At 43.5% G+C, this 13,014-nt stretch carries 9 protein-coding genes, 2 tRNA genes and 1 pseudogene; 7 read left to right on the top strand and 5 right to left on the bottom strand.

Annotated elements, in window-relative coordinates; genetic code table 11:
* The first annotated feature begins 10 nt into the window (after positions 1 to 10).
* The 3 genes and pseudogenes from H6A61_RS16295 (at position 11) to H6A61_RS09485 (ending at position 3,909) form a co-directional block, all read left to right on the top strand.
* Positions 11 to 1,668, top strand: a pseudogene (locus H6A61_RS16295) (ATP-binding cassette domain-containing protein).
* Positions 1,669 to 1,673: 5 nt separating this feature from the next.
* Positions 1,674 to 2,780 carry an ABC transporter permease gene (locus H6A61_RS09490; protein WP_204393156.1) on the top strand — a complete coding sequence of 369 codons (1,107 nt, stop codon included), beginning with the start codon at positions 1,674 to 1,676 and terminating at the stop codon, positions 2,778 to 2,780.
* Positions 2,781 to 2,787: 7 nt separating this feature from the next.
* Positions 2,788 to 3,909, top strand: coding sequence for an ABC transporter permease (locus H6A61_RS09485; protein ID WP_204393154.1), 1,122 nt, complete (start codon positions 2,788 to 2,790; stop codon positions 3,907 to 3,909).
* A 113-nt stretch (positions 3,910 to 4,022) separates the two neighbouring features.
* Here H6A61_RS09485 and gcvP read toward each other — a convergent pair whose 3' ends face one another.
* The 4 genes from gcvP to H6A61_RS09465 form a co-directional block, all read right to left on the bottom strand.
* Positions 4,023 to 6,872, bottom strand: coding sequence for an aminomethyl-transferring glycine dehydrogenase (gene gcvP / locus H6A61_RS09480; protein WP_204393152.1), 2,850 nt, complete (start codon positions 6,870 to 6,872; stop codon positions 4,023 to 4,025).
* A 125-nt stretch (positions 6,873 to 6,997) separates the two neighbouring features.
* The gene (locus H6A61_RS09475; RefSeq protein ID WP_154042537.1) at positions 6,998 to 7,636 is read right to left on the bottom strand and encodes an MBL fold metallo-hydrolase; all 639 of its coding nucleotides are present in this window, start codon (positions 7,634 to 7,636) and stop codon (positions 6,998 to 7,000) included.
* A gap of 3 nt (positions 7,637 to 7,639) precedes the next feature.
* Positions 7,640 to 8,266, bottom strand: coding sequence for a 16S rRNA (guanine(527)-N(7))-methyltransferase RsmG (gene rsmG / locus H6A61_RS09470; protein WP_204393150.1), 627 nt, complete (start codon positions 8,264 to 8,266; stop codon positions 7,640 to 7,642).
* Positions 8,267 to 8,302: 36 nt separating this feature from the next.
* Positions 8,303 to 9,157, bottom strand: coding sequence for a DUF3298 and DUF4163 domain-containing protein (locus H6A61_RS09465; RefSeq protein ID WP_204393148.1), 855 nt, complete (start codon positions 9,155 to 9,157; stop codon positions 8,303 to 8,305).
* Positions 9,158 to 9,331: 174 nt separating this feature from the next.
* Between H6A61_RS09465 and lipB the strand changes: the two genes are divergently transcribed.
* From lipB to H6A61_RS09450, 3 genes are all read left to right on the top strand, one after another.
* Entirely contained in the window at positions 9,332 to 9,994 is a 663-nt protein-coding gene (gene lipB, locus H6A61_RS09460) for a lipoyl(octanoyl) transferase LipB (RefSeq protein ID WP_204393146.1), read from the top strand.
* A gap of 141 nt (positions 9,995 to 10,135) precedes the next feature.
* A tRNA-Lys gene (locus H6A61_RS09455) sits at positions 10,136 to 10,208 on the top strand.
* A gap of 35 nt (positions 10,209 to 10,243) precedes the next feature.
* Positions 10,244 to 10,316 (top strand) — tRNA-Lys (locus H6A61_RS09450).
* A 160-nt stretch (positions 10,317 to 10,476) separates the two neighbouring features.
* Here H6A61_RS09450 and ric read toward each other — a convergent pair.
* Complete coding sequence (ric, locus tag H6A61_RS09445; protein WP_204393144.1) at positions 10,477 to 11,193, bottom strand: iron-sulfur cluster repair di-iron protein; 717 nt, start codon at positions 11,191 to 11,193, stop codon at positions 10,477 to 10,479.
* Between the two features lie 716 nt (positions 11,194 to 11,909).
* Here ric and H6A61_RS09440 point away from each other — a divergent pair.
* On the top strand, positions 11,910 to 13,014 hold a 1,105-nt coding region (locus H6A61_RS09440), incomplete at its 3' end, for an AAA family ATPase (RefSeq protein WP_204393142.1).

Genomic DNA, 13,014 nt, shown 5'->3' with positions numbered 1-13,014 from the left:
AATTCAAAAAATGCCCTCAGTATCAGTAACACAATTATCAAAATCATATAGCTCAATCAAGGCTCTCGACGATGTCAGCTTTGATGTTCCGAAAGGCGAACTCTTCGGTATCATAGGTCCGGACGGAGCGGGGAAGACTACACTATTCCGTCTCCTCACCACACTGATATTGCCAGACAGTGGCAGTGCTGTGATTGAAGGTCTGGATGTGGTGAAGGATTATGCATCCGTGCGAAGTATAATAGGGTATATGCCCGGAAAATTCTCGCTGTATCAGGATCTGACAGTAGAGGAAAATCTGAATTTCTTTGCTACGGTTTTCAATACTACTGTAAAGGAAAATTACCATCTGATAGAAGATATATATAAGCATATCGAACCGTTCAAGACTCGCCGGGCCGGAAAACTGTCGGGAGGTATGAAGCAGAAACTGGCACTGAGCTGTGCACTTATCCACAAACCGAAGGTCCTATTTCTTGACGAGCCTACCACCGGAGTAGATCCTGTGTCAAGAAAAGAATTTTGGGAAATGCTCCTGAAACTGAAGAACCAGGGTATAACAATCATAGTATCAACGCCGTATATGGACGAAGCCAGACTTTGTGACAGGATAGCGCTGATGCAAAACGGAAAGTTCCTTAGGATAGATTCACCGGACAATATCATAGCATCTTATCCGCAAAGACTGTGGTCTGTCACAGCAGACAATATGCACAGACTGCTGAACGACCTGCGTTCCTGCCCATACTTGAAATCGTCATTCTCATTCGGTGCAAGCTATCATGTCACTATGGTTGAAAGTGCTACAGCCGCTATGCTTGACGAATATCTGATTAATAAGGGATACGGAAATATTGATATTACAGAGATTAAGCCTACAGTGGAAGACTGTTTCATGTTGATGTTAAAGGAGGATGAGCAATGAAAGAAGAATACGTTATACAGGCCGAGAACCTTACCAAGAGGTTTGGCAATTTTACGGCAGTCGATCATATTACTTTCAACGTAAGGAAAGGAGAGATCTTCGGTTTCCTTGGTGCCAACGGGGCGGGCAAGACTACAGCTATGCGAATGCTTTGCGGACTGAGCCGTCCTACGGAGGGTAAGGGAACAGTGGCAGGTTTCGACATAGATAGCGAACCTGAAAAGGTAAAGCGCAATATCGGCTATATGAGCCAGAAATTCTCATTGTATGAAGATCTGAAAGTGTGGGAGAATCTGCGTCTGTACGGAGGTATTTACGGTATGAAAGATAAGGAAATAGCCGAAAAGACCGATAAGGTTCTCCGCAGTATAGATATGGAATCAGAGCGCGACACCATGGTGTGCGACCTTCCTTTGGGCTGGAAACAGAAACTTGCATTTGCCGTATCCACTTTCCATAATCCCAAGATAGTATTTCTTGATGAACCGACAGGTGGGGTAGATCCTATCACGCGCCGCCGTTTCTGGGAACAGATATACGGTGCGGCGTCAAGCGGTATCACGGTGTTTGTCACCACTCACTATATGGATGAGGCCGAATACTGCGACCGTGTCTCCATTATGGTAGATGGCAGGATAAAGGCGCTGGACAGCCCTATGGCGTTGCGTAACAAATTTGGTGTGTCGGACATGGACGAAGTATTCCGCATGTTGGCACGCGAAGCTACACGAAAAGGAGATTGACAGTTATGAAACAGTTTATTACATTTGTCCGAAAGGAATTCCTTCATATATTCCGCGATTCCAGAACCATGCTTATACTCTTGGGTATGCCCATGGTGCAGATGCTTCTGTTTGGTTTTGCCATTACCACCGAAGTGAGAAACACCAAGGTTGCTGTGTTCGATCCTTCGCAAAGCATGGAGACCAGAGCCATAAAGGAACGTTTCGATGCCAGTGAATATTTCACCATTGCCGAGGAAATTCGGGATGTGTCGCGCATAAACGATGTATTCAAGTATGGGGAGATAGGCCTTGTCATGGTGTTCAGCGATGATTTTGAAAATGAACTCCATCAGGGAGGCGATGCCGCCGTGCAGCTTATTACCGACGGTACGGAGCCGAATCAGGCATCAATGATAACAGGCTATGCATCCAATATCCTCGCACAGAGCATGCAGGAACTGTCCGAATGTAGCAGTGCCCCGTGCCGTATAATACCCGAGATAAGGATGCTTTACAATCCTCAGGCAGAGAGCGCATACAACTTCGTTCCCGGAGTAATGGGAATGATACTCATGCTTATCTGTGCCATGATGACCTCAATAGCCATTGTGCGCGAAAAGGAGAACGGCACAATGGAGATTCTCCTTGTATCGCCAATGAAACCGATATATATCATCCTTTCGAAAGTAACACCATATTTCACACTGTCACTGGTAAACCTTATAACCATACTACTGCTTTCGGTACATGTACTCGGAGTACCGATTGCCGGCAGTCTGTCTCTGCTGTTTTTCGTATCGGTGATATTTATCTTCCTTGCATTGTCGCTCGGACTGCTTATCTCCAACGTGGTTAATACCCAGGTGGCTGCCATGCTCGTATCAGGAATGGGACTTATGATGCCCGTCATGCTCCTTTCCGGTCTGATATTTCCGGTAGAAAGCATGCCCCTTCCGTTACAGTGCCTTTCTGCCATAGTTCCCGCAAGATGGTATGTCGATGCTATCAGAAAGATAATGATTCAGGGAGCAGAGATACAATTCGTCCTGAAGGAGATAGGAATACTGCTTTTTGTCACAGTGGCCCTAGTGACACTGAGTCTGAAAACATTCAAGAACCGTTTAAACTGAAATGTCTATGCTGAAGTATTTGTTGGAAAAAGAATTCAAGCAGATAATGAGGAACAAGTTCATTCCCAAGATGATTATAGCCATGCCTCTTTTCATGATGCTTATCATGCCCTGGGCTGCAAATCAGGAAGTGACGAATATCCGTCTTACTGTGGTTGACAACGACCGCAGCGTGACATCAGACGAACTGGTACGCAAGGTGGTTTCGTCAGGATATTTTATCTTCCAGTCGGTGTCCAACGGTAGTGAGGAAGCCCTCAGAGACGTTGATGCCGGAAAGGCAGATATAATACTCGACATTCCGGACGGCTTCGAGAAAGATCTACAGACAGAGAGAGTAGCCGGTGTGATGATTTCGTCAAACTCCGTAAACGGAACCAAGGGAATTCTGGGCAGCAGCTATCTTTCTACTATAGTCAATGATTTCGCGACATCTATGTCCGAGGAAATGATGATGTCTCAACCTGCTGTACTAAGTTCCGTTGGAAAGTCATTCAGGATTATGCCTCAATACAAGTTCAATCCGCATCTTGACTATAAAGTATTTATGGTTCCTGCCATAATGGTGATGCTTCTCACCATGATAACCGGATTTCTCCCTGCATTCAATATAGTGGGCGAGAAGGAAGCCGGTACCATAGAGCAGATAAACGTGACTCCTGCAAGCCGTATGCAGTTCATACTTGCCAAGCTGATACCTTACTGGTGTATAGGTCTTATAGTCTTTACACTCTGTATGCTGCTGGCAGTGTTTGTATATTCACTTATACCTGTTGGCAGCCTTCTGACGATATATCTATTTGCTGTGGTATATATTGTTGCCGTATCAGGTATGGGACTTGTAGTATCCAATTATTCGGACACCATGCAGCAGGCCATGTTCGTGATGTTCTTCTTCATAATGATATTCCTGCTTATGAGCGGACTTCTCACTCCCGTTGCCAGTATGCCGGACTGGGCACAGTATATAACCATATTCAATCCGTTGAAATATTTTATCAGCGTCATGCGTATGGTATATCTCAAAGGCAGCGGTTTTGTCGAACTCGTTCCGTATTTCCTGTCCCTATGCGGTTTTGCCGTGGTATTCAATGCGTGGGCTATATTGGGGTATAGGAAGAGGAGTTGAGTATTAGTTGTTAGTTTTTAGAGAAGATTTGAAGTAAAATAATTATACAATTAAACAAAAAATGGCGAGAGTACAATCCCGCCATTTTTCATTATTAATTATTCATTTTTAATTCATTCAAACGACCCATACCGTGTCGGTAACAGCTTGCGGTCGCCCAATGTATTATCTATTCTTGCCACATTTATCCAGAACTTGTTCTGTCTTACGCTTTCCAGCGGATAAACAGCTTTTGCGCGTGTGTAAGGATGATCCCATTCACCTTCCACCACTTCATATTCCGGATGAGGCGCGTTTTTCAGAACATTGTCTTCGGCAGAAGCGGTTCCGTTCTTCACTTCCTCAATCTCATTCCAGATACTCAGCATAGTATCTACAAAGTTGTCAAGCTCTGCAAGACTTTCACTTTCTGTCGGTTCAATCATAAGAGTGCCGTGAACAGGGAATGAAAGGGTAGGAGCATGATAACCGTAGTCCATCAGACGCTTTGAGATATCGTTTTCGTCGATACCGCTTTCCTCATGCAGTCTTCTGCAGTCAAGTATCATTTCGTGTCCCACAAATCCGTTTGTACCTCTATATACTATTCCGTAAGTGTCGTTCAGGCATGCAGCCAGATAGTTGGCATTTAGGATAGCAGCCTTAGTCGCGTTCTCCAGACCTTCGGCACCCATCATGCAGATATATGCGTAAGTGATAGGCAGGATTCCGGCACTGCCGTAAGGAGCTGCTGAGACCTCGTTCAGAGCATTGCCGGTTGAAGCATGTCCCGGAAGGAAAGGAACCAGATGCGATTTCACGCATACAGGACCCACGCCCGGACCGCCACCTCCGTGAGGGCTGGCAAATGTCTTGTGCAGATTCAGGTGACACACGTCCGCACCGATAGTACCAGGATTGGTAAGTCCCACCTGAGCATTCATGTTCGCACCGTCCATATAGACCTGTGCACCGCAGTTATGTATGATATTGCAGATTTCCACTATGTCAGCCTCAAAGATTCCGTGAGTGGAAGGATAAGTAATCATCAATGCAGCCAGACGATCCTTGTTTTCCTCGGCTTTGCGTTTAAGGTCTTCCACATCCACATTGCCATGTTCGTCGCACGCACAAGTCACAGTGGTAAATCCAGCCTGAATAGCCGATGCAGGATTTGTTCCGTGAGCCGATGCAGGAATAAGAATGATATCCCTGTTACCCTGACCGATGCTGTTCAGATAAGCCGCAATGACGCGCAGACCTGTATATTCGCCTGCAGCACCTGAGTTAGGTTGCAGAGTCACACCGTCCATACCAGTGATAATAGCCAGCTGTTCCGACAGATTTGTTATCAGCTCCATATAACCTTCAGCCTGGTCAGCAGGAGCCAGAGGATGCATGTTCATCCACCCCGCATTGCTGAGAGGGAGCATTTCGGAAGCCGCATTCAGCTTCATTGTACAAGAACCCAGTGAAATCATGGAATGAGCCAGAGAAATATCCTTACGTTCCAGACGCTTGATATATCTCATCATTTCAGTCTCAGTGTGATATTTGCAGAACACCTCGTGAGTGAGATACCCACTCTGGCGTTTCATATCCTTCTTGATAACCGAGCCTTCAGGTATTTCAGCAGTTTCGGTGAAAGGTTTTTCTGCGGCAATGGTAAAAATACTTAACAGAAGATTAGCTTCTGCCACAGAAGTCGTCTCATTTACACTTAGTCCTACATCACCATTATCAAAATATCTCAGATTGACACCTTTGCCGACAGATATAGTCTTTATTTCGTCAGTCTTTACATGATCAGGCATCTGCAGTCTCAGAGTGTCGAAATAAACGGCATTCTTCTGCACATAACCAAGTTTTGAAAGCTGTTTAGCAAGCCAAACCGTAGCGCTGTGAATACCCGAAGCAATATTCTTTATACCTTCTTGACCATGATATACGGCGTAGAATCCCGCCATTGTAGCCAGCAAAGCCTGGGCAGTACAAATGTTAGATGTAGCCTTTTCGCGTTTGATATGCTGTTCGCGTGTCTGCAATGCCATACGATAGCACAGATGTCCGTACTTGTCTTTAGACAGACCTATGATACGTCCCGGCATATTTCTCTTATATTCGTCCCTTGTGGCAAAATAAGCAGCCGACGGACCTCCGTAGAACATAGGAATACCCAGTCTTTGAGTGCTACCGAATACTATGTCGGCACCCCATTCACCCGGTGGAACGAGCAGAGCCAGCGACATGATGTCCGCATCCACAGCCACTTTGCATTCAGCCTGATGAGCCTTTTCTGTGAACTCTCTGTAGTCTTCCGCGCTACCGCTGTTGTTAGGATATTGCACTATGCAGCCGAACACATCCGGAGTAAATTCGAAATCCTTGTATGAGCCAGTCTTCACGTTCATGCCCTGAGGAATAGCCCTTGTCATGATAACGGCAAGGTTCTGCGGGAAAATCTCCTCATCCACAAACAGTGTACATGCCCCTTCCTTCTGCTGCTTGCGGCTTCTCAGCGCAAACATCATAGTGGCAGCCTCGGCAGCGGCTGTAGCCTCGTCAAGCAGAGAGCAGTTGGCAAGCGGCATAGCCGTAAGGTCGCACACTGCAGTCTGGAAGTTGATAAGAGCCTCAAGTCGTCCCTGAGAAATCTCAGCCTGATAAGGTGTATAAGAAGTGTACCACACAGGATTTTCGAATACATTTCTCTGTATCACGGCAGGAGTGGCAGTGTCATACCATCCCTGACCGATATACGATTTGAATCTTGTGTTTTTCGCTGCCATACGGTTTATGTGGTTGGCAAACTCATATTCGCTCATGGCAGGTTTAAGTGGCAGTCTCTCTTTAAGTCTTATTTCAGACGGGATGGTCTTTTCTATAAGTTCATCCACAGACTTTACTCCGATTTTTTTGAGCATAACAGGAATGTCCTGTTCCGAAATACCGATATGGCGGTCGGCAAATGAGAAACTTTTCATGGTAATATTAGTTTTAAGTTTGTGAGTTTTTAAGTTTTTAGTTTTTTAAGGTGACAAGTTGACGAGTTGACAAGGTTTTTTATCGGATGGATGCCTTGTCAACTTGTAACTGTAGCCTTGTGGCCTTAACGGAAAAACGGATTATTCATCTTTTCGTTTCCTATTGTAGTAGGTTCGCTGTGTCCCGTATAGACTTTTGTATCGTCCGGCAGGGTGAACAGGCGGTTGCTTATACTGTCTATCAACTGTTTGTAGTTGCCCCCGTCAAGGTCAGTTCTTCCTATACTCCCTCTGAACAGTACATCGCCGCAGAACAGACAGCCATCCTTTTCGTTATAATATACAAGACTTCCTGGCGAGTGTCCCGGAGCCTTTATCACCTTCAGCGTTGTATTTCCGAAGTGAACCTCATCACCGTCGGCCAGCTGCTTTCCAAGTGCAGGAACATCCTCGTTCATCGCTATCCCGAACATGCGGCAATAATCCTTAGTCTTAGGCAGCAGGAATTCATCGTCAGCCGAAGCCTCAGGCATAACGCCATAAGTCCTGCTCACAAAGGCATTTCCGAATATATGATCCAGATGCAGATGAGTGTTGAGCAGATGTTTCACAGTGAGTCCGTTTCTCTCAATATACTGCTTCAGCATCTCCTGCTCTTCCTCGTAATAACATCCGGCATCTATTATTACCGCTTCGTTAGTTTCGTCCGAAAGCACATACGTGTTTACCGGAAACATATTGAATTCAAAGCATTTTATAGTCATAGATCATTTGTTTATAGTAACGTAAACCACCTTTTTGGTCTCGAAGAATTCCTCTTCGAAATAATCTTTCAGATCATACATCACTGTCTGGTGTTTCACAGGCAGCACCTCGTTCTGAAGCTCACCGCCCTTCAGGCAGATAAGTCCGTTAGGCAAAGCGTTGTTCTGTTCCTTCTTGATATTCTTTCTGATTATTTTCAGAAGGTCTGTAAGCGGCATCACGGCACGACTCACAACGAAATCGAACAGCTGTTTCTCTTCCTCGGCCCTGCAGTGACGTGTAGTGACATTCCTCAGTCCTATGGCAGAAGCTATTTCAGTAGCCACCTTCACCTTTTTTCCGATGCTATCTACCAGATGGAAATGAGTGTCCGGAAACATGATGGCCAATGGAATACCAGGGAAACCACCGCCCGTTCCCAAGTCCATAATCTCAGTGCCCGGTCGGAAATTAATCACCTTGGCGATACCCAGCGAGTGAAGTACATGGTGTTCGTACAGGTTTGTAATGTCTTTTCTGGAAATCACGTTAATCTTGCTGTTCCAGTCGGTATATAAATCGTATAAAGCCATGAACTGCTCCTTCTGTGTGTCGGTCAGTTCCGGAAAATATTTCTGTATAATCTCCATTTATTGAGTTAATAATTAAGAATTAAAAATTAAGAGCTATTTTCTGTTCAGCATCGTTTCAATCTCGGCGTATGGCACGTCGATGATGAATTCGCCCATAGAATACGGAGCTATGTCATATCTGTTGTAGAGGAACGAAACCCTGTCCTCAAGCAGCAGGAAGTTGTCAGGAATATAAAGCTCCACGTCCAGCAACGCGCCGTTCTGTTTCAGCCCTTCCAGCGAAGTTATGGTGTCAGTCTCCAGTCTCTGGTTCACCTCGTCAATAAGATGCTTCAGTATCAGACCGATGATTTCCTTCTCCTTGTCTTTTCTGAACACCACTTCCTTGGTAAGTACTTTACCCGATTTTGCCAGCAGGTTGGCCCATTTTATAGTAGTGTTAGGATGAGCTCCGCCTGTATCCTTGAAAGTAGATACGGAAAAATTCCATATACTGTCATTATTGAGCGACAGTTCCGAAGTAATCTCATATTCATAGTTATACCATGCAGGGATATCCTCCGGTTTTACTCCGTTATGAACGTCAGCCTCGTAGAATTTGGTGAGTTTGTCCCTGTAGTCCTGGGTATATTTGCCCACCACAGCAGGAATGGCTTCTTTCGGCTCCATATTGCTATATTTATAGCCGAACGCAATACTCTGAATTTTGGAATTTATGATGGCAGAAATTGAATCCTTCTCGTCTCCGGCCTCAAGATACATATAGTCTATGGAAACCTTGCATTTTGGCGATGCTTCGTCACCGGCTTTCAGCGAAACCAGAGTATCCGCCTGTATGCTTGACACTTTTGCAGTCTTGGCTGTTTCCGTATTTTGGCAACCCTGTAATGAGAAACACGCAAGCGCCCCACACATCAAGGTCGTATTAAGTACCGTTCTTTTTTTCATAAGCTGTTTTTGTGATATTTCTATTTAATACAAATATAAACAAAGTTCTTGAAAGAGTTAAACTGATACTTACATTTTAATAGTTTTTTACTGTATCTGCAGCATGCTTTATGCCCTACATCTTGCAATATTAAGATAAAACCTATATTTTTGTTTTAAACTAAACCCATAACCATGAAAATAGAAGACTGGAAGCACATCCCTTATTCCGAAGCCTGGGAACGGCAGACGGAATTGTTCAATTCTTTAATAAAAGCCCGCAGCGAGGGACAACCGTATGAGAACCGTATAATCTTCTGTACGCACCCGCACGTATATACAATAGGCAAACACGGCAAGCAGGAAAACATGCTGATAAGCGACGAGATGCTTTCGAGCATAGGAGCCGAAGTGTTCCGTATCGACCGTGGAGGCGACATCACGTATCACGGTCCAGGACAGCTGGTATGTTATCCCATACTCTGTCTGGAGGACTACCATCTTGGACTGAAAGACTATCTTCACCTGCTTGAAGAAGCCGTTATCCGTACCTGCTCGCATTACGGAATAGTGTCAGACAGGGTAGCGGGAGCAACCGGAGTATGGCTTGACACCGGTACACCACGCGAAAGGAAGATATGTGCTATGGGAGTCCGGAGCAGCCATTTTGTCACTATGCACGGTCTTGCTCTCAATGTAAATACCGACCTCAATTATTTCCGCCATATCAATCCGTGTGGCTTTATAGATAAGGGCGTCACCTCGATTTTCAAGGAAACAGGCTCCGAAATACCTATGGACGAGGTCAGAGATATACTAAAAGAAGAGTTGCTCCGTCTTTTTTCCGAGAGGGTGTAAACCATCTGATAATGTGTGTCTTGAACGGCCTGTAAGCCCCCAGATAGTATTTAAAAGGATAAAAAGCGGATAAAATTGTCTTTAAAATGTTTTGTAAATTAAAATAAAAGTCATACATTTGCACCCGCAATCGAAAATGATGCACTCTTAGCTCAGTTGGTAGAGCAACTGACTCTTAATCAGTGGGTCCAGGGTTCGAATCCCTGAGGGTGTACTTCTTTCGGGAAATTTGACAATAATTTAGTGGATGCACTCTTAGCTCAGTTGGTAGAGCAACTGACTCTTAATCAGTGGGTCCAGGGTTCGAATCCCTGAGGGTGTACGTACACTGACGGTTTTTTGGATTGGGGAATCCATTGGCCGGAAAAAACGAACAAGGAGTCCTTTAAATCGTGAAGATTTGAAGGGCTTTTTTATTTGCGTCCTCAAAAAAATAAGGGATGCCGAAGCATCCCCCTTTTCTGAAAATACATCTCTGAATGTCAGAACATTCTTTGTTCAAGTTCCAGACTTTTCGGGAACATGATATTGTTTTCAATATGTATATGTTCGAACAGTGCATTCACGAACTTTTCCAGTTCAGTCATCATCAGGCGGTAAGTATTGCATCCGTCCTGCGGAACTTCAAAATTGTTTGTTATTTCCTTGATACGGAAATATCTGTTACCTTCTGCCTCATGTTCCATGTTCATAACCCTTATAGGATTTGCTATCGAGCCACAGTGCATAGGCGCTATGCGGATATTCCTTTCCGATGCATCGAAAAGTTCAAGCAGGTATGGGAACAGTACATTCTCTTCTTTCTGCAGATGGTTTTTCAGATCTTCAAGCGAAACGCTAACCTGTTCGTGCAGCTCGTTCAGTTCCGGATGTCTCTCTCCATGTGCTTTCTTAACCTTTTCTATCAGCTCCAGAAGTACCGGACCATTGTTCCTGATTCCTCGGTGATGTATCTTTAGTACATAGTCAATAAGTAGGTCGATAGGCCAGGAGGCAAACGGAATACCACCTTCCGAAACGGTGTTGTTATCATTTATGGCATTAATGACAGTATCTACGTCCACATTAGCTTTCTTGCACGCTTCATCCAAGGCAACTTGACCATGACAGCAGAAATCTATTCCAAACTTATAAAACACACTCGCCGTAGCAAATCTTTCGGCTACTATATCTCCAACATTTCTCTTTCTTAAATCCATATTGCTTAGTTTTTTAATTGTTTGCTGCAAAGGTAAGGATAATAAGCCGGGCAAACCGTAACATTTGTTACGTGGCTACATAATAATGGTTAATTGATATTCTGCAGTATGTTAATTGTCATTTTGACAAATTGTAATAATGGGTTTCTGAGAATGGCTGTTTTGTGTGTGATGGTTCGACTGAAACTGAAAAACGTATTTATACTGTTTCGTGAATTGGTAAAATTATATTTATTGTACTTGAAATTGTGTTGTATGTAAGTGTTTTTGGTGGTTATTGTGATAATAGTTTTTAAATAATATATTTCTGTTGTTATTATGATACTTTGTGCGTCTTCTTTTCTGTTGATGGAATAGAATGAAATTCCCTGTTTTGCAATAGATTTTCAAAGGTTTTGCAAGTCTTTTGAAAATGCTTTGACATTCAAACTAAGATGTCAAGGCGTTTTGGTTGGAATTTCCGGTCGTTTTCTCTTGATTTTTGGGGTAGGTGAGTGTTAATTTATTTGTGAGGTTTAAGGTTGTTGCTGATTTTAGTTGATGATTTGTTAAGCATTTGTATTGGCGGGCTTAACTTTTCTTCCTGGATTGGTATTTTTTAGATTTCTATAAGGTAAGAAGTGTAGGCGGATTTGTAGCAAAAAGTAAGAAAAAGTAATTGAAAAAATGAAGATTTTTCCGTAAGTTTGCGTAAATTTCAAGAATAGAATTAAGTTATGAAATTTCCAATTGGTATCCAGAGTTTTGAACGCATTATTCAAGAAGGTTATATATATGTAGATAAAACAGATATTATTTATGACCTTACACATAATGGCAGTATTTATTTTCTTAGCCGTCCGAGACGGTTCGGAAAGAGTCTTCTTGTTTCTACACTGGAAAACTATTATTTAGGACATAAGGAACTGTTCCGTGGTCTCGCCATAGAAAAGATGGAGACAGAATGGAACGAGTATCCCGTTTTTCATGTGGATTTCAATGCAACAAATTTCACAAACTCAGGAGAATTGGAGAAGAAACTTAATTTTTATCTTACTGAATGGGAACAGAAGTACAATCTGCCTATACGTGAAAATGAATTGGGTCTTGGAGACCGCTTTATAAAGATTCTCGAAGCCGCTCATCTTCAGACAGGGCGACGCGCAGTGGTACTTGTAGATGAATACGATAAACCTATTCTTGATGTACTGGGTGTGGATGCAAATCTGGAAGACAAGCATCGCAATATTTTGAAAGCTTTTTATTCTGTATTTAAAGGAGCGGACAAACACCTGCAGTTCGTACTGCTGACAGGGGTTACAAAATATTCCCAAGAAAGTATATTCAGCGGTTTCAACCAAGCTAAAGATATAAGTATGGATATACGTTATGAAGCTCTGTGCGGTATTACTCAGGAGGAAATTGGAAAATATTTTACTGAACCTGTATCGCAAATGGCCGTTGAGTATCAGTGTACACCGGAAGAAATGTATAAACTGTTGAAGAAACAATACGATGGTTACCACTTCAGCGATAAGCTGACAGACATTTATAATCCTTTCAGCTTGTTGAATGCTCTTGACGCCAAACGTATCAAAGACTATTGGTTCAGCACAGGAACTCCCACATATCTTATTCGCCTGCTTAACCATTTACATGAGAGGATGAACGAATTTACAGGAAAGTATTACACTCCGGCAGAATTTATTGACTACAAGGCAGACGTGGAACGTCCTTTGCCTATGATATATCAAAGCGGATATCTTACAATAAAGGCTTACGACAGAGATTTCAATACCTTCCTTCTTGATTTCCCGAACAATGAAGTAAAGGGGGGATTCC

It is taken from the genome of Bacteroides caecigallinarum (assembly GCF_016901995.1).
GTDB classification, from domain to species: Bacteria; Bacteroidota; Bacteroidia; order Bacteroidales; family Bacteroidaceae; genus Phocaeicola; species Phocaeicola cellulolyticus.
This window is presented reverse-complemented; position numbering and strand designations above follow the sequence as displayed.